This window comes from Burkholderiales bacterium, assembly GCA_035543335.1.
Taxonomy (GTDB): domain Bacteria; phylum Pseudomonadota; class Gammaproteobacteria; order Burkholderiales; family JAHFRG01; genus JAHFRG01.
Genome location: DASZZH010000033.1, coordinates 14312 through 32487, shown reverse-complemented (window position 1 = coordinate 32487; position 18176 = coordinate 14312). Strand labels below are relative to the sequence as shown.

General features: G+C 58.1%; 20 protein-coding genes. 11 read left to right on the top strand and 9 right to left on the bottom strand.

What is annotated here, in order from left to right; all coding sequences use genetic code 11:
- Positions 1-3: 3 nt before the first annotated feature.
- Positions 4-855 (top strand): cytochrome c oxidase subunit 3, encoded by an 852-nt coding sequence (locus tag VHE58_09155; GenBank protein HVS27443.1) that lies wholly within the window; start codon positions 4-6, stop codon positions 853-855.
- A gap of 188 nt (positions 856-1043) precedes the next feature.
- Here VHE58_09155 and VHE58_09150 read toward each other — a convergent pair whose 3' ends face one another.
- Positions 1044-1241 carry a twin transmembrane helix small protein gene (locus tag VHE58_09150; GenBank protein ID HVS27442.1) on the bottom strand — a complete coding sequence of 66 codons (198 nt, stop codon included), beginning with the start codon at positions 1239-1241 and terminating at the stop codon, positions 1044-1046.
- A 59-nt stretch (positions 1242-1300) separates the two neighbouring features.
- Here VHE58_09150 and VHE58_09145 point away from each other — a divergent pair, with 59 nt between their 5' ends.
- From VHE58_09145 to VHE58_09125, 5 genes are all read left to right on the top strand, one after another.
- Positions 1301-2011, top strand: coding sequence for an SURF1 family protein (locus VHE58_09145; GenBank protein HVS27441.1), 711 nt, complete (start codon positions 1301-1303; stop codon positions 2009-2011).
- Positions 1980-2555, top strand: coding sequence for a cytochrome C oxidase subunit I (locus tag VHE58_09140; protein HVS27440.1), 576 nt, complete (start codon positions 1980-1982; stop codon positions 2553-2555). The genes VHE58_09145 and VHE58_09140 overlap by 32 nt, the downstream gene beginning before the upstream one ends.
- A complete protein-coding gene (locus VHE58_09135) occupies positions 2555-3583 on the top strand; it encodes a COX15/CtaA family protein (GenBank protein HVS27439.1) in 1029 nt (342 codons plus the stop codon). The genes VHE58_09140 and VHE58_09135 overlap by 1 nt, the downstream gene beginning before the upstream one ends.
- On the top strand, positions 3576-4466 hold the full coding sequence (cyoE, locus tag VHE58_09130; GenBank protein HVS27438.1) for a heme o synthase: 891 nt from the start codon (positions 3576-3578) through the stop codon (positions 4464-4466). Before VHE58_09135 ends, cyoE begins: the two co-directional genes overlap by 8 nt.
- 179 nt (positions 4467-4645) lie before the next feature.
- Complete coding sequence (locus tag VHE58_09125; GenBank protein ID HVS27437.1) at positions 4646-5239, top strand: SCO family protein; 594 nt, start codon at positions 4646-4648, stop codon at positions 5237-5239.
- Positions 5240-5250: 11 nt separating this feature from the next.
- On the opposite strand, the gene rpoH is transcribed toward VHE58_09125, so the two are convergent.
- The 4 genes from rpoH to ftsY form a co-directional block, all read right to left on the bottom strand.
- The gene (gene rpoH / locus VHE58_09120; GenBank protein HVS27436.1) at positions 5251-6102 is read right to left on the bottom strand and encodes an RNA polymerase sigma factor RpoH; all 852 of its coding nucleotides are present in this window, start codon (positions 6100-6102) and stop codon (positions 5251-5253) included.
- Positions 6103-6171: 69 nt separating this feature from the next.
- A complete protein-coding gene (ftsX, locus tag VHE58_09115; protein HVS27435.1) occupies positions 6172-7080 on the bottom strand; it encodes a permease-like cell division protein FtsX in 909 nt (302 codons plus the stop codon).
- Positions 7077-7730, bottom strand: a complete 654-nt coding sequence (locus tag VHE58_09110) for an ATP-binding cassette domain-containing protein (protein ID HVS27434.1) — start codon at positions 7728-7730, stop codon at positions 7077-7079. Before VHE58_09110 ends, ftsX begins: the two co-directional genes overlap by 4 nt.
- Positions 7727-8677, bottom strand: a complete 951-nt coding sequence (gene ftsY, locus VHE58_09105; GenBank protein HVS27433.1) for a signal recognition particle-docking protein FtsY — start codon at positions 8675-8677, stop codon at positions 7727-7729. The genes VHE58_09110 and ftsY overlap by 4 nt, the downstream gene beginning before the upstream one ends.
- A 92-nt stretch (positions 8678-8769) precedes the next feature.
- On the opposite strand from ftsY, the gene VHE58_09100 reads away from it, so the two are divergent.
- The 5 genes from VHE58_09100 to VHE58_09080 are packed head-to-tail and all read left to right on the top strand — an operon-like array spanning position 8770 to position 12793.
- Complete coding sequence (locus VHE58_09100; protein HVS27432.1) at positions 8770-10158, top strand: pitrilysin family protein; 1389 nt, start codon at positions 8770-8772, stop codon at positions 10156-10158.
- Positions 10151-11476 (top strand): pitrilysin family protein, encoded by a 1326-nt coding sequence (locus tag VHE58_09095; protein ID HVS27431.1) that lies wholly within the window; start codon positions 10151-10153, stop codon positions 11474-11476. The genes VHE58_09100 and VHE58_09095 overlap by 8 nt, the downstream gene beginning before the upstream one ends.
- A 12-nt stretch (positions 11477-11488) precedes the next feature.
- On the top strand, positions 11489-12034 hold the full coding sequence (gene rsmD / locus VHE58_09090; protein ID HVS27430.1) for a 16S rRNA (guanine(966)-N(2))-methyltransferase RsmD: 546 nt from the start codon (positions 11489-11491) through the stop codon (positions 12032-12034).
- The gene (gene coaD, locus VHE58_09085; GenBank protein HVS27429.1) at positions 12027-12509 is read left to right on the top strand and encodes a pantetheine-phosphate adenylyltransferase; all 483 of its coding nucleotides are present in this window, start codon (positions 12027-12029) and stop codon (positions 12507-12509) included. Before rsmD ends, coaD begins: the two co-directional genes overlap by 8 nt.
- A gap of 17 nt (positions 12510-12526) precedes the next feature.
- Positions 12527-12793: a YfhL family 4Fe-4S dicluster ferredoxin gene (locus VHE58_09080; GenBank protein HVS27428.1), complete on the top strand. Its 267-nt coding sequence runs from the start codon at positions 12527-12529 to the stop codon at positions 12791-12793.
- A gap of 36 nt (positions 12794-12829) precedes the next feature.
- Here VHE58_09080 and VHE58_09075 read toward each other — a convergent pair whose 3' ends face one another.
- From VHE58_09075 to VHE58_09060, 4 genes are all read right to left on the bottom strand, one after another.
- A complete protein-coding gene (locus VHE58_09075; GenBank protein HVS27427.1) occupies positions 12830-14644 on the bottom strand; it encodes a dynamin family protein in 1815 nt (604 codons plus the stop codon).
- 481 nt (positions 14645-15125) lie between these two features.
- Positions 15126-15941 (bottom strand): bifunctional DNA-formamidopyrimidine glycosylase/DNA-(apurinic or apyrimidinic site) lyase, encoded by an 816-nt coding sequence (gene mutM, locus VHE58_09070; GenBank protein ID HVS27426.1) that lies wholly within the window; start codon positions 15939-15941, stop codon positions 15126-15128.
- Between the two features lie 10 nt (positions 15942-15951).
- Complete coding sequence (locus VHE58_09065; protein HVS27425.1) at positions 15952-16791, bottom strand: DUF4340 domain-containing protein; 840 nt, start codon at positions 16789-16791, stop codon at positions 15952-15954.
- Positions 16788-18140, bottom strand: a complete 1353-nt coding sequence (locus tag VHE58_09060; GenBank protein ID HVS27424.1) for a GldG family protein — start codon at positions 18138-18140, stop codon at positions 16788-16790. The genes VHE58_09065 and VHE58_09060 overlap by 4 nt, the downstream gene beginning before the upstream one ends.
- Between the last annotated feature and the right edge of the window lie 36 nt (positions 18141-18176).

Genomic DNA, 18176 nt, shown 5'->3' with positions numbered 1-18176 from the left:
TCCATGACTCAACAACCTGGACGTTACTATGTGCCGGCACCATCGCACTGGCCGATTCTCGGCTCGACGGCGCTGTTTTGCATGGCGCTCGGCGCGACGTTGTGGATGAACAATCATGCGGGTATCGGGCCCTGGATCCTGGTGCTCGGCGTGTCGATACTCATATTTATGATGTTCGGCTGGTTCAGTACCGTGATCCGCGAAAGCGAAGGGGACAAATTCAACCAGCAAGTGGATGTCAGTTTCCGCTGGGGCATGAGCTGGTTTATCTTCTCCGAAGTCATGTTCTTCGCGGCGTTTTTCGGCGCGCTGTTCTACATGCGCGTTTTGTCGGTGCCCTGGCTCGGCGATTTCGAGCACAAGATCTTGTGGCCGGATTTCACCGCGCACTGGCCGGTGTCCGGGCCGGGAATAAAAGAAACCTTCACGCCGATGGCGGCGTTGGGCATTCCCGCCATCAACACGCTGCTGCTGCTTTCTTCCGGCGCCACTGTCACCTGGGCGCACTGGGGGCTGAAGAAGAACAATCGCCAGCAGCTCATCCTCGGATTGATTTTAACGATTGTGCTGGGCAGCACTTTCTTGGGGCTGCAGATGTATGAGTACGGCCATGCCTACAGCGAACTCAACCTCAAGCTCACCACCGGCGCGTATGGCGCGACGTTCTTCATGCTGACCGGCTTCCACGGTTTCCATGTGACCATCGGCACCATCATGCTGCTTACAATACTCGGCCGCTCCATCGTCGGCCATTTCAAGCCGGAGCATCACTTCGCATTCGAGGCGGTGTCCTGGTACTGGCACTTTGTTGACGTGGTGTGGCTGCTGCTTTTCATTCTGGTTTACTGGCTGTAACAGGACACGGGCGCTCAGGCTCAAGGAGGAAAACGCAGCACACTAACGAACCTCTGATTAAGCCCCACACGTGCGCGACTTAATCAGAGGTTCCCTTACAACAAGGAGGAGGAGCCCCATAGCAGCTAACAAGAAGGGGACACTGAACGCCGCATGGTTCAAGCCGTGCGGCGCTTTTTTTCTTGTGGTTACAAACCTTGAGGTGAGATCAGGCCGAAGTAAAAGCCGAGCATGAGCAGGAGAAACAGCGCGATCGAAAAAGTGATGCGCACGGTGAGCGCTCTGACGACGCGCTCTGATTGGCCTTTGTCCTTGACGAGGTAATACAGTGCGGAGCCGAGACTGAACAGGATGACTATGATGAACAGGAGTACGATGATTCTCATGTTGTTGTTCCGGGGTAGGTTATCAGTTTAGACCATTACTCCGGTGCCTGCCAGCCAACATGTTGTTTGAATTTAAACCCAAGCTTCTGTCCAGTATCGCCGCCGCGGCGATGTTCGTCCTGGTCCTGAGTTTGGGAAATTGGCAACTCAATCGCGCCAGCGAGAAACTGCGATTACAGCAACGCATCGAGGAGCTTGCCAAGCAGCCGCCAGTGCGGCTTCCCGCCAGTGAAGTGAACGCAGAGGACTACCGGTACCGCCCGGTGGAAGTCGAAGGACGCTTCGCCGGGAGCTATACGATTTATATCGATAACCGCATTTATCACGGGGTTCCGGGTTATCACGTGATTACGCCTTTGCAAATCGGGAACAGCGCACGCTACGTTTTGATTGAACGCGGCTGGATTGCGCGTGGTGACGAGCGGCGTGCGCCACTCGTGCCGACGCCTGAAAATACGTTAATAATAAACGGCCTAGCTGCAATCCCGAGCAACAAGGTGTTTGAGCTCTCGACGCAAACCGAAGAAGGAAACGTCTGGCAAAACCTGGTGCTGGAACGCTATCGCAAAGCGGTGCCGCTGGCGATCCAACCCCTGGTGATCGAGCAGCGCAACGATACGGGAGATGGATTGGTTCGCGACTGGGAAAAACCGGATGTGGGCATTAACATGCACCGCGGCTACGCGTTCCAGTGGTTTGCGCTGGCGGTGGCAGTGGCGGTTTTGTACGTGGTGGTGAATGTCAAACGCGTCCCGCAAAAGCCGCATTGAACTTTGGCTCATCCTTGCATTCTGTACCGCGCCGGTGGTTGCGGCGTATGTGGTGTTTTACTGGTGGCAGCCGCAGCAGGGGACGATGAATTACGGCGAATTGCTGCCGGTTAAGCCGCTTCCGGACTCCACCTTGCAATTGGTGGACGGGCGCGCGTTTCACATCAGCGAATTGCGCCGCAAATGGGTGCTGCTGCAAGTGGATTCGGGTACTTGCGACGAAAATTGCCGGCACAAGCTTTACACCCTGCGCCAGGTGCGCCTGACTCAGGGCAAGGACATGCAGCGCATCGAGCGCGCCTGGGTGATTGACGACAACAGCGCTCCCTCGCCCCAACTGCTGCAGGAATACTCCGGTACCTGGCTGATTCGCGGTGCCGGCAGCGCGCTGCTCAAGGCGCTGCCGGCACCAGGCTCGGCGCGAGACCATATTTATGTGGTGGACCCGCTGGGCAACTTAATGCTGCGCTTCCCGCCGGATGCCGACCCGCGCAAGATGGTGAAGGATATAACGAGACTGCTCAAAGTTTCACGGATTGGATGATGTATAGAAAATTAGTTTTGACGGCCGCCTGTCTCGGTTACCTCGTCGTGGTGTTTGGCGCGTTTGTGCGGCTCTCCGATGCGGGGCTGGGCTGCCCCGACTGGCCGGGCTGCTACGGCCATGTGACTGTGCCGCAAAGCGAAGCCGTGCTGGGGTCGGCGCAACTCGAGTTTCCCAACCGGCCGCTGGACAACACGAAGGCGTGGATTGAAATGATTCACCGTTACCTGGCCGGTACGCTGGGACTGCTGATATCGGCCATAGCAATTTATGCTTGGCGCAAACGCTTCGAGCTGCGTCAATCGCCGGCGCTACCGCTGTTTCTGTTGGGGTTGGTGATAGTCCAGGCGCTGCTCGGCATGTGGACGGTGACCCTGTTGTTGAAACCCGCCGTGGTTTCGCTGCATCTTCTGGGCGGCATGGCGACACTGGCGCCGCTTTGCTGGCTTGCGCGGCGCCAGTATGGGCCCACGGTTGCGGACGCCGCAATGGCTAAAAAATTCAATGTTTGGGCGTGGCTTGGCCTGGTGCTGCTCGCGTTGCAAATCGCGCTGGGCGGCTGGGTAAGCGCCAACTACGCGGCGCTTGCCTGCACCGATTTCCCTTTGTGCCATGGCAAGCTCGTGCCGGAAATGGATTTTGCCAACGCGTTTCATTTTTTCCGCGAGCTGGGCATGACGGCGCAAGGCGAACCGCTCTCGAATACCGCGCTAAATGCCATTCACTGGATGCATCGCCTCGGCGCAGCAGTGGTATTTGCTTATCTTGGGTTGCTGGCGCTCGGCGCGATCGCGGTTCGCAGTCTCCGCGCTCATGGCATGCTGTTGCTGGTTGTGCTCATCCTGCAAGTGGCTTTGGGTATTGCCAATGTGGTTTTCAGCCTGCCTTTGCCCCTCGCAGTGGGACATAATGCTGTGGCCGCGCTGTTACTGGTCACCGTTGTGGTGTTAAACTTCAAAATCCAATCCGCGGGCGCCGCAGTAAAGCGCCCGCTCCAGCAAAAGCCGTCGGGAGCAAGGGATGACTAGCCTGGTCTGGCAGCGAACCGCCACCCGCGCGCAGCAGTATTTGAGCTTGTGCAAGCCGCGCGTGGTCTCGCTCATCGTGTTTACCGCGGTAATCGGCATGTTTCTCGCAACACCCGGCATGATACCGATTAATATTCTTTTGCCGGCCACGCTCGGGATCGCGCTGGTGGCAGGCGCGGCGGCGGCGGTGAACTGTCTGGTGGAGATTAAAATCGACGCGGTAATGGCGCGCACTCGCTGGCGCCCGCTCCCGCGCGGCGAAATCAGCTCGCTGCAAACGCTCCTTTTTGCCGGTGTGGTCGGCGGCTGCGGCCTGTTTTTGCTTTATCGTTACATCAACCCGCTCACCATGTGGCTGACACTCGCCACCTTCGTCGGCTACGCCGTGGTCTACACCGTGTTGCTCAAGCCGCTCACTCCGCAGAACATCGTGATTGGCGGCGCATCCGGCGCCATGCCGCCGGTTTTGGGCTGGGTGGCGGTGACCGGTGAAATTTCTTCCGATGCGCTGCTGCTTTTTCTCATCATATTCGCCTGGACGCCGCCGCATTTTTGGACGCTCGCGCTCTACCGCAAGCACGACTACGCCAGGGCCGGGATTCCCATGCTGCCGGTAACCCACGGCGACAAATTCACCCGTCTGCATGTTCTCCTCTACACGCTGATTCTGGTGGCGGTGAGCCTTTTGCCGTTTTCCACCCGCATGAGCGGCCTGATTTATCTTCTCAGCGCTTGCATGCTCGGAGGCCTCTACCTCTATTTTGCTGTGCGCATCTATTCGGACTACAGCGACAGGCTGGCGCAGAGCGCGTTTCGCTATTCAATTGTTTATCTTTCCCTGCTGTTTGCGGCGTTGCTGATCGATCACTACTGGCGCTTTTAAAGCTTCTGCAAAACTGCGGATTTTACCTTGATACTTCGTTGCGCCGCTTTTTTCGATGCTCACATACTCTCCGGCTCCGCTCGAAAAAAGTCTCGCGCCTCGTCTGAAGGCAAACTTCTTGTTTCGCAGAGGCTTTAATACAGAACTTTTAAGAGTTGTAACGTTCCTATCGCCAGTTTATGAGATTTTTCTTTAAATACCTTTTTCTGGCTTCATTTGCGGCCTTGCTTGCCGGATGCGGTGCGCCGAAGGAAACATTCCAGTCCACTGACATTACCGGCGCTGATTTCGGCAGGGACTTCCATCTTACGGATCACAATGGGAAGGCGAGAAGCCTTGCCGATTTTAAGGGCAAGGTGGTCGTGCTGTTTTTCGGTTACACCCATTGCCCCGATGTGTGCCCGACCACCCTGGCAGAATTTGCGCTAACAATGAAGGAATTGGGCGAAGATGCAAAAAAAGTGCAGGTGCTGTTCGTGACAGTGGATCCGGAACGCGACACGCCGGCGCTTATCGCGCAGTACGTGCCTTCATTCAATCCGGGTTTTCTGGGTTTGTACGGCGATGCGCAAGCGACCGCTGCCGTGGCGAAGGAATTCAAGATTGTTTACCAAAAAAACGCCGGCAGCCGTCCCGGCGAATACACCATGGACCATTCCGCCGGCACTTATGTGTTCGATCCTTCCGGAAAACTGCGTCTTTTTGTGAGCTACGGGCAAGGCGCGCAGGTGCTGCTGCGCGACATCAAGATACTGCTTGCACAGAAGGGCTGATTGAAACCGCGTCAGGCGGCTTCAATCACTGCTTTCATTTTGGTGAGCGCTTTTTGCTCGAGCTGACGGATGCGCTCGGCGGAGACCTTGAATTCCGCTGCCAAGTCGTGCAGCGTCGCCGAATCTTTTTCGCGCAACCAGCGCGCTTCGATGATGCGGCGGCTGCGCGGATCGAGGCTTCCCAGCGCCCGGTTCAATCCTTCGCCTTGCAGACGGCTGGCTTGCTTGTGTTCGATGAGCCGCGACGGCTCGGCTTCGGGATCGCTTAAATACGCAATCGGGGTGAGGCCGGCTTCTTCGTCGTCATTCGCCGGCTCGAGCGCCACGTCGTGGCCGCTCATGCGCGTTTCCATTTCCACCACTTCTTCGGATTTGACGCCGAGCTGTTTCGCCACATCGGTGATTTGCTCGCCACGCAGCGGCGCTAATCCCCGCTTCAGGCTGCGCAGATTGAAGAACAGCTTGCGCTGCGCCTTGGTGGTGGCGATTTTGACGATGCGCCAGTTCTTCAGGATAAATTCATGGATTTCAGCGCGGATCCAGTACACGGCATACGACACCAGGCGCACACCGCGTTCGGGATCGAAGCGTTTCACCGCCTTCATCAGACCGATATTGCCTTCCTGGATGAGGTCGGCCTGCGGCAGTCCATAACCCATGTAGTTGCGGGCGATGGCCACCACCACGCGCAGATGAGAAAGAATCAATTGTCTTGCGGCATCGAGGTCGCCATGCTGGCGGAAGCGACGCGCGAACTCCAGTTCCTGCTCTTGGGTCAGGATCGGGAAGCGGTTTACCGCTTGGACATAACTCCCCAGGCTGCCTGCTGCCGAGGGGATAGGTAAAGTCATGGTTTGGTACATTGTTTTACCTCCTTAACCGGTATTTTAGCACTCGATGTATGAGAGTGCCAGCAGCTCTAAAAGTTCTGTCTAGTGGGGTTCAATCTGATGTAAGTATCTACTTACCGACATCCAAGAGCCCAGCCAGCCAAGCGCTGCGGAAAACAGCAAAAGATCTATCGTGTCATCTGTATTGAGCTGATTTAATTTAAAATTTTCTGAATAGAGTTTCGCCAGATCGGCGAGGCTGAGGTTTAGAATATGTATGCTGGCAGCCACAATGAGCCAGCAAGCCACCCCCCCCAATAGCCCTTGCAGGGTACCGAAATAGAGGAAGGGACGGCGGATGAAGCGATTGGTGGCCCCGATAAGTTTGGCCACCTCGATTTCTTCGCGCTGGGTGAGGATTTGCAGCCGGATGGTGTTGAAGGTAACCGCCGTCAGTGCAAAGCCGAGCAAAAGGGCGAGCAGCAGAATCGCGATTCTGCCCAGACGCAACAACGCATCCAGCCGTTGCGCCCATTGCGAATCGAGCTGCACGGTAACGACCTGGGGCCAGGTGCGGAATTCTTCCTGCAGCGCTTGCAGGGTCTGCGCCGTGGCGTTTTTGGCGCGGACGATGAAGGCGTCGGGCAGCGGATTCTGCGTGAGGCTTTGTACCACATCGTCTATGCCGGCGGCTTTTTGCAGCTCGCGCAGCGCCCGATCTTTCGGCACCAACTCGAAGTTTTTCACCCCAAGGTGGTTTTTGAGAAGGGTTTCGATTTGCATGGCATCGGCGGGGGCGGCCTGGGTGTTCAAAAAGAGGCTGATCTGCGGTTCGTTCGCCACCTGCTTCGTGAGTCCCTGCAGGTTGGCGAGCAGCACGTACAGGCCGCAGGGCAGGCTCAGCGCGATGCCGATGACGCCGATGTTAAGCAGGTTTGCAAACGGATTGCGAGTAAGGCGCTTTGCCGAAAGCCACAGTGTTTCCCAGTGCTGGACGAACCAGGCTTTCATTGCATGAGTTCCCCTTGGCGGAGTTTCATAAGCCGTGCATTGAGTTTGGCGAGCATGGTTTCATCGTGGCTCGCGATAATCACGGTGACGCCGACCTGGTTGAACGATTTGAAAAGTTCCATGATGTCGGCGGCATAAGCGGAATCCAGATTGCCGGTGGGCTCGTCGGCGAGGAGTATTACCGGGCGGCTGACGATGGCGCGGGCGATGCACAGCCTCTGCTGCTCGCCGCCGGAAAGCGTGATCGGTAGAGCTTTTTCCTTGTTGAGCAGCCCCACTTTATCGAGCGCCGCGCGCGCGCGTTTCGCGCTTTCGCGGCGGTCGAAACCAGTGATCGCGAGCGGCAGCAACACGTTTTCAAACACGGTGCGCTCAAACAGAAGTTTCTGGTCCTGAAACACCAGGCCGAAACGACGGCGCAGATAGGGAATCGCCGCCGCGCGCAGTGAGCCTGTATTCTGGCCGTTGACGATGAGGCTGCCGCTGGTGGGCCGCTCGATAGCGGCGAGGAGTTTGAGCAGGGTGCTTTTCCCGGCGCCCGAATGGCCGGTGACTCCCACCAGCTCGCCCGCTTCAATCTTGAAGCTTAAGTGCCTCAGCGCCTCCTGGCCGCCGGGGTAGCGCTTGCAGACCAGGCTGGCGGAAATCATTCGAAGAGCGCCGCAACAAATTCTTTTGCAGAGAAGGGACGCAAATCGTCCAGTCCTTCGCCGACGCCGATGAAGCGCATCGGAATGGGCTTTTCCCTGGCGATGGCGGCGATGGCTCCACCTTTGGCGGTGCCGTCGAGCTTGGTGAGGACCAGCCCGGTGAGCCCAAGCGCCGTGTCAAACGCTTTGACCTGGGCGAGTGCATTTTGCCCGGTGTTGGCGTCCAGTACCAGCAGGGTTTCATGCGGCGCGGAAGGATCCGCCTTGGCGATCACGCGCTTTACTTTCTTGATTTCCTCCATCAGATGCAGCTGTGTGGGCAGCCGGCCCGCGGTGTCGGCAAGCACGATATCCGTACGGCGCGCTTTGGCGGCATGGATCGCATCGAATATCACCGCCGCCGGATCGCCGCCTTGTTGTGCGATGACCTGGACCTTGTTGCGCTCGCCCCAGGCCATCAACTGCTCGCGCGCCGCCGCGCGGTAGGTGTCCCCCGCAGCCAGCAAGACCGATTTGCCCTGCGTTTGAAAATAGTTGGCGAGCTTGCCGATCGAAGTGGTCTTGCCGCTGCCGTTCACTCCGGCAACCATGACGATGAAAGGCTTATGGAAAGCGGTATCCAGCGGTTTCTCAAGCGGCGCGAGCAATTCCAGCAAAGCCTCTTGCAATGCCTGCTTGAGTTTAGTTGCATCCTGTAGCTTGTCGCGTTCGACTCGTACGCGCAATTGTTCGAGGAGATGACGGGTTGCGGAAACACCGACGTCGGACAGGAGCAGGACGCTTTCCAGCTCCTCATACAGCGCCTGGTCAATTTTGCCGTGGCCGCCAAACACGCTCGCCAGTTGTTGGCCCAGCTGGTTGCGAGTGCGTGCAAGGCCCCGCTTCAAGCGCTCAGTCCAGCTCGAGGCGCCGCTTTCGGTTTTGTCCTGCTTTAAGAAACTAAACATGCTGCCTGTTGTCACAAATCGCGTGCCCGGAATGAAGAAGTGCAATCCGGGTATAATTCTATTCGAAATCAACCCATCGTAGGCCAAAAATAATGAATGATATTGCCCGCGTTCTTAAGTATTCAAGTTTTGCAGCAGCTTTTCTTCTCGTCAGCTTGTTCCCCTGCACCGCCCGCGCCGTCACCGCGGAACACACGCTGAAAAACGGCCTCAAGGTGATCGTTAAGGAAGACCACCGCTCGCCGGTGGTGGTGTCGATGGTGTGGTACAAGGTCGGAAGCATGGACGAAGTGAACGGCACCACCGGTGTCGCGCATGTGTTGGAGCACATGATGTTCAAAGGTACGAAAAAGGTTCCGAGCGGCGAATTTTCCAAAATCATCGCCCAAGCCGGCGGGCGCGACAACGCTTTTACCAGTAAGGATTACACCGCCTTTTTCCAGCAACTGCACAAGTCGAAGCTCCCGCTTGCCATGAAACTGGAAGCGGACCGCATGCAGAATCTGGCGCTTTCCAGACAGGAATTTGAGAAAGAAATAAAAGTGGTGATGGAGGAGCGGCGCTGGCGCACCGATGACAAGCCTCAGGCGCTGGTTTATGAGCAGTTGCTGGCGACGACTTTCGGAGCCCACCCCTACCGCACGCCGGTCATTGGCTGGATGAACGATCTGGAAAACATGCGGGTGGACGATGCGACGCGCTGGTACCGTACCTGGTATGCGCCGAATAATGCGACACTGGTGGTGGTGGGTGATGTGAAGCCGAGTGAAGTGTTTAATCTCGCCCGGCGCTATTTTGGTGCCATCAAACCCAAAGTGCTGCCGATGCGCAAACCGCAGGAAGAACCGCAGCAAACCGGCATCCGCCGCGTCACAGTGAAAGCGCCCGCCCAGTTGCCTTACCTCATGATGAGCTACCACGCGCCGGTGCTGCGCGATGCCGAGCGCGACTGGGAACCTTACGCGCTGGAGATTCTTGGCGGCGTACTCGATGGCAACGAGTCGGCGCGGTTAAACCGTTCCTTGGTGCGCGAAACCCAGGTCGCCTCTTCCACCGGGGTGAGTTATGACAGCGACGAACGCGGTCCGGGCCTGTTTTACTTGGACGGCGTTCCCAGCGAAGGCAAAAGTGTTGCCGATTTGGAAACGGCGATACGCGGCGAGCTGCAAAAAATCATCAATGACGGCGTGACCAATGAGGAACTGAACCGGGTAAAGGCCCAGGTCATCGCCAACGAAGTATTTGAGCGCGATTCGGTCATGGCCCAGGCGCGGCAAATCGGCGCGTGGGAAATGGCGGGGCTGTCGTATAAAACGCTGGATATTCTGGTGGACAAGCTGAAAGCGGTAAGCGCGGATCAGGTACAGGCAGTGGCAAAAAAATATTTCAACGACGACAATCTCACAGTCGCGGCACTCGATCCGCAGCCTCTCGAAAACAAAAAGCCGCTCAAGGCGCCAAAAGGATTAAAACATGATTAACGTTTTTAAGTGGTGCGGCTTGGTTTTGCTTGGCGTATTCGCCGGAGCCGGACCCGCTTTTGCCATCCTGCCGATACAGAATTGGCAGACGTTGACCGGCGCTCGGGTCTATTTCGTGGAAAGCCATGAACTGCCGATGCTCGATATCAGCATTGATTTCGCCGCCGGCAGCAGCCGCGACACCCGGGAAAAATCGGGCTTGGCGAGCCTCACCCGGCACCTGCTGAGCCTGGGCGCCGACGGACTTTCCGAAGACGAAATCGCCGAAAAGCTCGCTGATGTCGGGGCGCAGCTGGGCGGACGCATCGACCAGGACCGCGCCGGCATGACGCTGCGCACCTTGAGCAGCGCGCACGAGCGCGATCAGGCGCTCGATGTTTTGTCGCGCATCGTGCAGCGGCCCGAGTTTCCCGATAAGGTGCTGGACCGGGAAAAGACGCGCATGACAGCGATGCTGAAAGAAGCGGCGACCAAGCCGGAAAGCATCGCCGAACGCGCGTTCTACTCGCTCCTCTACGGCAGCCACCCGTATGCGCTGCGCACTTCCGGGGAAGTGGACAGCCTGGAGTCGCTCAAGCGCGATGATTTAGTGCAGTTTTATCGCGCTTATTACACCGCAAACGATGCGGTGGTGGCGATTATCGGCGATGTAAGCCGCGAGACTGCGCAGGAAATCGCGGAAAAACTCACCGCGAAACTACCCGAAGCGGCTGCGCCCCCGCCGGTGCTGCCGCAAGTTCCGCTTCCGGCACAGGCGCAAAACCGTGAGATTCCGCATCCGGCGACGCAAAGCCATATTCTCATCGGCTATCCGGGCGTCAAGCGCGACGACCCTGATTATTTTGCGCTGTTTGTCGGCAACTATATTCTCGGCGGCGGCGGGTTCGCTTCGCGCTTCGTCGAGCAAATGCGGCAAAAACGTGGGCTGGTGTACAGCGTTTACAGCTATTTCATGCCGCTCAAACAGCAGGGTCCGTTCCAGATTGGCTTGCAGACCAAAAAGGAGCAGGCGGACGAGGCACTTAAAGTGGTGCGCGAGACGCTGCGCGATTTCATCGCCAAGGGGCCGACCGAACCGGAGCTCAAGGCGGCAAAGCAGAATCTGGTCGGCGGCTTTCCGCTGCGCATCGACAGCAACAAGAAAATTCTCGAGTATCTATCCGTAATCGGTTTTTACCGCCTGCCGCTGACTTATCTAGACGATTTTGTTCCCCGCGTCGAGAATGTGACTGTGGCGCAAATCAAAAGCGCCTTCCAGCGGCGCATTGATCCCGGGCACATGGTCACGGTGGTGGTGGGCGCGCCGGGCGCGGGCTGACGGCGTTTTCTCATGCGGCGCGGCAGAGTGCGCATCATCGGCGGCGAATGGCGCAGCCGTTTCATTGAGTTTCCGGCGCTGCCCGATTTGCGCCCCACTCCCGACCGCGTGCGCAAAACCCTGTTCAACTGGCTCGGCCAGGACCTCACCGGCATGACCTGTCTCGATTTGTTTGCCGGCAGCGGCGCGCTGGGCTTCGAAGCCTTATCTCGCGGCGCGCAAAAGGTGATGATGGTGGAAAAGCACCGCGTGGCGTTTCAGGCGCTGCGTGAAAACGCGCACAGGTTCAAGGCGCAAAACCTGGAACTGGTACACGCCGATGCGCTACAATTCCTGAAAGCCGACCGGAATGTCTACGATATGGTTTTTCTCGATCCGCCGTTCCGTGACGATTATCTGCCGCGCCTGCTTGCTGAGTTGCCTGCGCGCCTGGTTCCGGGAGGGCGGGTGTATGTGGAAAGCGGCGACGCCTGTGATGAGCCCGGTTGGGAGACGTGGCGCCAGGCGCAGGCCGGCCAGGTGTGTTACCAATTGCTGAAACGGAAACAACATGAATAAGGCAGTCTACCCCGGCGGTTTCGATCCCATCACCCGCGGCCATGAAGACCTGGTGCGCCGCGCCGCCAGCATCTTCGATGCCGTCATCGTGGCGGTGGCTGACAGCCGCGACAAGCAGCCGTTTTTCACGCTGAAGGAGCGCGTGGACATGGCCAAGCAGGTGCTGGCGGGCTACCAGAATGTGCAAGTGCTTGGATTTTCCGGTTTGCTGATGGATTTCTTGCGCGGGCACAGGGCGACAATCATCCTGCGCGGCTTGCGCGCCGTTTCCGATTTCGAGTTCGAATTCCAGATGGCGGGGATGAACCGCATTTTGTATCCCGATGTGGAAACGATTTTTCTCACGCCTTCCGAGCAGTACATGTTCATTTCCGCCACTATGGTGCGTGAGATCGCGACTCTGGGCGGCGAGGTGGGGCCATTCGTGCAGCCCTTGATCGCCAAGAAGCTAAGTGCCAAAATCAAAAAACCGTGATGAAGTGAGCAAATTCCATGGCGCTGATAATCACCGATGAATGCATCAATTGCGACGTGTGCGAGCCGGAGTGCCCGAACGGCGCGATTTCGCAGGGCGAGGAAATCTACGTCATCAATCCCCGGCTCTGCACCGAGTGCGTGGGGCATTACGACCGGCCGCAATGCGTGGAAGTGTGCCCGGTGGACTGCATTCCACTCAATCCGGATTACGTCGAAAGTCAGGAACAGCTGCGCGAAAAGTATCTCGCGCTTCAGGCGCAAAAAAACACTACTTCCGCTTAAATTTCAGCTAATGTAACGGCTGGAAACAGCGCCGCCTCAGGCGGCCATTTCGCGCGGCTCGTCGAAGAACAGCCTGACGGCGATCTTGTGCGAGACTTGCTTGAGCTGGTCGAGCTGGCGTTTGATCTGGCGTTCCTGCTCCTCCAGCTCGGTAATGCGGTCTTCCAGCGTGTCGGTCACCTGGTGGATGTGCTTGATGCTCTCCAGTCGTCGTTTCAGTTGCAGCTGATGCTCGCGCACCTGGGTTTCCATCGGCGCCATCACCGCCTTCAACCAGCTTTCGGTGTCGCGGTTGGCGATGGTGTAGAGGTGCACCACGCGGCTCGCCAACGTTTCGAAAAACTTGTTCATCAGCGTGGCTTTCTCGTGGGTGAGCATGGTGCAGGCAGTGTCGAAATGGCGCCGGTACCCATCGCGCAGCCGCTCCATCTCTTTAATGTACTTCAGCATCGAGAAGGCCGCCGGTGCGAGTTCGGCGAGCCCGTGCTCGGCGCCGAATTTCTTGTACATCGCTTCCATCATGGCGCGGATTTCCACGGTCTGCTTGGCGGAGCTCATCAGGTTTTCGCTGGCTTTGTTGAAAAACTCGTGCATGGCCTGCCGCAGGCTCGAGCTGAACTTGCTCTGCTCCATTGACTGACGGGTACTCTGTACCCCCGCTTGCAGCGCGTCCATGCCGAGGCAGGCGAAGAGCGCGTTGGTGTGCTGCGAAAACACGCTGCGCAGCGCCTGGAAGCGTTGCAGGCTCTTTTCGAAGTCGTCTTTTTCGCTTTTGATCCGCTGCATCATGTGCGCGACCACGTCCTGGTTCTTGCCGCGCAGCGCTTTGAGTTCTTCAAGCTGTTCGTACACGCCGGAAAGCCTGCCTTCGAGAATATGCCTGGCGTTGCCTACCATGTCCTCGACTTCGCTCTGGGTTTTTTCTCGCACGATGTCCCGTTTGCACGGAATCAGGTAGTCGGAAAGCGCCTGCTCAAGTTCCGGCAGGCGGCTTCTGGCGAGCAGCACATCGTCCCTGTTGACCTTGGCCACCAGGCCTTTCTGCGCCGACACCGGGAAGATTTGCGAAGCGTGCAGGCCCAGCGTCTCGGAACAGTATCGCACCTGCCCGGAGATCTCGTTTTCCACCAATGCCGGATTTTTCAGGTCATCCCACAAGCCGTCAATCTTGTTAAGCACGATGATGCGGCCTTTCTGCTGGCCTTGCAGATAGCTGATGTGGTTGCGCCACACCTGGATGTCGGACTTGGTGACGCCGGCATCGGCCGCCAGAATGAACAGCACCGCGTGCGCGTTCGGCAAAAGATTGAGCGTCAGCTCCGGCTCGGCGCCGATGGCGTTCAGACCCGGCGTATCCAGAATCACCAGGCCCTGTTTCAAAAGCGGATGCGGAAAATTGATGATCGCATGCCGCCAGCAGGGAATTTCCATGGTGCCGTCTTCCTTTACCAGCAACGCCTGGTCGGCATCGTCCTCGTTATACAGGCCGTAGCTCTTGGCTTCTTCCAGCGGCGCGCGCCGGGTTTCGCTCACCTGCCGGAATGCTTCCGCCATCGCTTCCCCCGAATTCACATTCAGCGGCAGGCTGCGCCATTCGTCGGGGAAGCGCTTATATTCGCTGGTGCTGGAATGCTTGGCGCGGGTTTCGATCGGCAGCAGCTGGATGCTCGGCTCGCGCGCCGGGTCGTACAGCAGTTCGGTCGGGCACATGGTGGTGCGCCCGGCGCTGGAAGGAAGCAGCCTTTGGCCGTAATCGGCGAAAAAAATCGCATTGATGAGTTCCGATTTGCCGCGCGAGAATTCGGCGACAAAAGCGACGTTCAGCTTGTCGTCGGCCAGGCGGTCGCGCAATTGCTGAATGCGTAAATTGGTCTGCGCGTCGTCGAGCTCCTGCTCGCGCAGCCAGTCGCGGTAATCGCCGACGGCCTGCGACAGTGCAATGCGCTAGCTGCTGTAGGCCTGGAGTCGCGAAACGAGGTTAGCGTTCCTCATGAGTTTAGGCGCCATCTAAGGAACCTCTGATTAAGTCCCACGCAGTTGCGACGGCGGCTTTCCGGGATGGAATGCGCGAAGCGAGGCGCAGCCAATGGCCAGACCCCCTTGGCAAGCCGAGCGACAAAGCAGACCGCCCGGAAAGCCCCGTCCCGCTGGGTTGCGGTAAAATGCGGCGTCTGCGTCGTTGCGCTCCTCGGTGTCGTAGTCCGGGCTACGACCTTCGTCGCGCGCCTTGCATCCATCCGCATTTTGCCAGCAACGCAATCCGTGAAGGACTTGATCAGAGGTTCCCTAAAACAAGGGCAAATTCTAACTCTAGCATAAACGAGATTTATCCTTAGATTTGGCAACGCGGACAAAAATAGCTGGAGCGCTGACCGAGCCGCAGCTGACGGATCACCGTCCGGCATTTGCTGCAGGGTTTGCCGGCGCGGTCGTAAACCAGATAGTGCATCTGGAAGCAGCCGAGGTTGCCGCCGCAGTCAACGAAATCGCGCAAGCTACTGCCGCCTGCCTTGATGGCGAGCATGAGCGTCTTGCGCACCGCCTTGACCAGTTTTTCATAACGCGCGGGGCCGATGCGCGAAGCGGAAGTCTTGGGATGGATGCGCGCGCGAAACAGCGCTTCATTGGCATAGATGTTACCCACGCCCACCACCACGCGGCTGTCCATCAGTGCTTGCTTGATGGCCGCGCTGCGGTTGCGCGTTTGCCGGTAAATCCAGTCGGCGTTAAACGCGTTGGTTAACGGCTCTGGGCCGAGGTTTTTGAGCAAGGGGTGCTGCAGGGGATCGCTCTCGGTCCACAGCACCGCGCCGAAGCGGCGCGGATCGTGCAGCCGCACCATCTCGCCATTATTCAAAACCAGATCGAAGTGATCGTGTTTCTGCCAGGGCGTCTCCGCGGGCAGGACTCGCAGGCTGCCCGACATGCCGAGATGCATGATCAGCGTGCCGCCCCCGCAATCCAGCAGCAAATACTTGCCGCGCCGGGCCACGCCATGGATGGCGAAGCCCTCCAGCAGGCGCGGCAAATTTGGCGGTACCTTCCAGCGCAAATTCGGATTGCGAATGGCAATCCTGGCGATGCGCTGGCCGCTTACATGCTGTTCCAATCCGCGGCGGGTGATTTCGACTTCAGGCAGTTCCGGCATGCTGGGGGGCTTATTTTTGCGCTTGGATTGCGGCGAGCGGGTCGAGCAGGCGCAACCCGATTTCCGTTGGGAACTGATAGGCGATGCCTTCATCTTCGCGCAGCAGCACCACGTCCGGCTCTTTTTGCAGTATCTGAAAGTTAACGGCAGAACCGTTGGCGAGTCGGATTTTGATGGGCGGACCTTTCTGGCCGCTCAGCGGCCGGCTGCTCATGCAGTAAGCATGTTGCCACTCGTCAGCGAAGCGGTTGAGCTGATCCTGGGTGAGCTTGATTGCAGGTGAGCTTTCCCACTTGCCTTCTTTTTGCGTCAGCGTCAGTCCCGGCAGCTCGAAACCCACCGGTGTTTCATTCTCGGTGAGCGGCCGGTGGCTCAGGAAATAATTGCTGGGCAGGCTCAGGGAACGGGTGTATTGCGGCGGAATAAGATAGACGTAGCCTTCGGTGGCGATGAATTGTTCGCGGGTGAGTGGATGCTGATCCCCAAAGCTGATTTCTTGGTTGTCGAAAGTAAGCTTGGCCCACGGCTGTTCCAGATCAAAACGCGCGAGATCAGTTGCCGGCAAGCGTTGCTTGACGGTCAGGGACAGCAGATCGAGCACGCCGGAGATCAAATTGCTGTCGGCGCGCGCCTTGATCGGCGCGGTGATGAACCAGTGGTCGCCGCGCTTTTCCACGGTAATCGGCGAATCGGCGGTTTTGGCAATCACGATTTTCTTGACCACGCCCGCCTGCAAACTGGAAAGCCTGAATTCGCTTTGCGCTTCGATTTTCGGCTTGAAGTAAAACACTGCGGCCAGAGCGCCGACTGCAACGAGCAGGATAAGGTTGAGCCAGAGCCGCGATTTCATGATTTCCTGCGACGCCACCAGATGACGCCGCCCGTCGCCAGGAACAGCAGCGGCAAGGCGATGAGAAAGCCTGCGGTAATCAGCGTGAGCGCGGTTTTCTCCAGGCTGAGATCGCTGTCATGGGCGGCGCGCGGCTGGAGGGTGATCAGATTCTCGTCCCGCGCCAGCCAGTTGATGATGTTAATGCCGAGGTCGAGATTGCCGCCGTTGCCGAGAAAAGCGTTGGCGAGAAACGCGCCCGAGCCCACCACGACCGCACGCTGTTCGCGTTGGTCTTTTTGCCGGCTGAGGGCGAGCCCCACGGTCACCGGTCCCGGCGTGTCTTTTCCCTGGTCGAAGCGCACGCTCTGATCGAGTTTGCCGGTTTCCACCCAACCGCGCTGCGCCACATTAATCAACGACGCCACATTCCAGCCCGTGTTTTCCTTAATCACCAGTTCGCGCGCCAAAGGGAACACCGTAATCAGGTTGAAATTGCGCGTAATCGGGTGCTCGCCGTAGATCGCAGCCAGCGCCCAGGTGGCCGGCGCGTTGAGTTGCTGGGCGGCGGGATCAATGACCACCCCGGGAGTCAGCCCGATGCCCAGGGTTTGCGCCAGCGCCTGCAGGCCATGCAGCGGTTCCTGGTCGACCAGCCACAACAGGTTACCACCCTTGTCGAGATAGCGCTTGAGCTTGTCGATTTCGCCCGGCAACAGATCAGTCTGCGGCTGAGTGATGACCAGTATGCTGGTATTGTCGGGAATGTCCTGCGCCACCGCCAGATTTGCCGTGCCGGTCTGGAAGCCCTTGGCAGCCAGTTGTTTTCCGAACTCGCCCAAATCATGGTTGGCCGGGCCGTTCAACTTTCTCTCGCCGTGGCCCTCGAGTTGCATCACCAGCCGCTGCTGCGCGCGGGCGAGGCGCATCAGCATGTTGGTGAAGGTTTGTTCCTTGAGCTCGGTGAGGCGTTCAGATTTGTCGCCGTACTTCACCACCATCTCGCCGTTTATTTGCACGTTGGCGCTGGCGGCGAGTTTCGGCTGCTCGGTGGGGTCAATGAATTCCAGCTTGAGGTCGGGTTTGGCCAATTGGTACGAGCGGAAGAAGTCGTGAATCAGTTTGCGCACATCACCCATGCGCGGGTCCTGCTGCGTGGCATAAGCGGTTACGGTCACCGGCCCCTTAAGCTGCTTGAGTGTATCGAGACTCGCCTTGGACAGCGAATTGCGGTTGTTCTGCGTCACGTCCCATTGCACAGGATGGTCACGCGCGAGCAGCGCAAGCAGCGTTGCCATCGCCACCAGCAGCAGCACGAAAAAACTGTTTTGCAGCAGTAACTGGATACGCAGTTTTTTATTAATTTGCATAACTAGTTAAGTTGATGAGGCCTTTAAAACGAGTAT

Excerpts from the sequence above, each read along its gene's own strand:
- VHE58_09150 (HVS27442.1), bottom strand. The coding sequence starts at position 1,241 with ATGAGAATCATCGTACTCCTGTTCATCATAGTCATCCTGTTCAGTCTC.
- VHE58_09080 (HVS27428.1), top strand. The coding sequence starts at position 12,527 with ATGGCGCTGATAATCACCGATGAATGCATCAATTGCGACGTGTGCGAG.
- VHE58_09145 (HVS27441.1), top strand. The coding sequence starts at position 1,301 with ATGTTGTTTGAATTTAAACCCAAGCTTCTGTCCAGTATCGCCGCCGCG.
- cyoE (HVS27438.1), top strand. The coding sequence starts at position 3,576 with ATGACTAGCCTGGTCTGGCAGCGAACCGCCACCCGCGCGCAGCAGTAT.
- VHE58_09135 (HVS27439.1), top strand. The coding sequence starts at position 2,555 with ATGTATAGAAAATTAGTTTTGACGGCCGCCTGTCTCGGTTACCTCGTC.
- VHE58_09065 (HVS27425.1), bottom strand. The coding sequence starts at position 16,791 with ATGAAATCGCGGCTCTGGCTCAACCTTATCCTGCTCGTTGCAGTCGGC.
- ftsY (HVS27433.1), bottom strand. The coding sequence starts at position 8,677 with ATGTTTAGTTTCTTAAAGCAGGACAAAACCGAAAGCGGCGCCTCGAGC.
- coaD (HVS27429.1), top strand. The coding sequence starts at position 12,027 with ATGAATAAGGCAGTCTACCCCGGCGGTTTCGATCCCATCACCCGCGGC.
- rpoH (HVS27436.1), bottom strand. The coding sequence starts at position 6,102 with ATGTACCAAACCATGACTTTACCTATCCCCTCGGCAGCAGGCAGCCTG.
- VHE58_09095 (HVS27431.1), top strand. The coding sequence starts at position 10,151 with ATGATTAACGTTTTTAAGTGGTGCGGCTTGGTTTTGCTTGGCGTATTC.
- VHE58_09140 (HVS27440.1), top strand. The coding sequence starts at position 1,980 with ATGTCAAACGCGTCCCGCAAAAGCCGCATTGAACTTTGGCTCATCCTT.
- rsmD (HVS27430.1), top strand. The coding sequence starts at position 11,489 with ATGCGGCGCGGCAGAGTGCGCATCATCGGCGGCGAATGGCGCAGCCGT.
- mutM (HVS27426.1), bottom strand. The coding sequence starts at position 15,941 with ATGCCGGAACTGCCTGAAGTCGAAATCACCCGCCGCGGATTGGAACAG.
- VHE58_09110 (HVS27434.1), bottom strand. The coding sequence starts at position 7,730 with ATGATTTCCGCCAGCCTGGTCTGCAAGCGCTACCCCGGCGGCCAGGAG.
- VHE58_09100 (HVS27432.1), top strand. The coding sequence starts at position 8,770 with ATGAATGATATTGCCCGCGTTCTTAAGTATTCAAGTTTTGCAGCAGCT.
- VHE58_09155 (HVS27443.1), top strand. The coding sequence starts at position 4 with ATGACTCAACAACCTGGACGTTACTATGTGCCGGCACCATCGCACTGG.
- VHE58_09125 (HVS27437.1), top strand. The coding sequence starts at position 4,646 with ATGAGATTTTTCTTTAAATACCTTTTTCTGGCTTCATTTGCGGCCTTG.
- VHE58_09060 (HVS27424.1), bottom strand. The coding sequence starts at position 18,140 with ATGCAAATTAATAAAAAACTGCGTATCCAGTTACTGCTGCAAAACAGT.
- ftsX (HVS27435.1), bottom strand. The coding sequence starts at position 7,080 with ATGAAAGCCTGGTTCGTCCAGCACTGGGAAACACTGTGGCTTTCGGCA.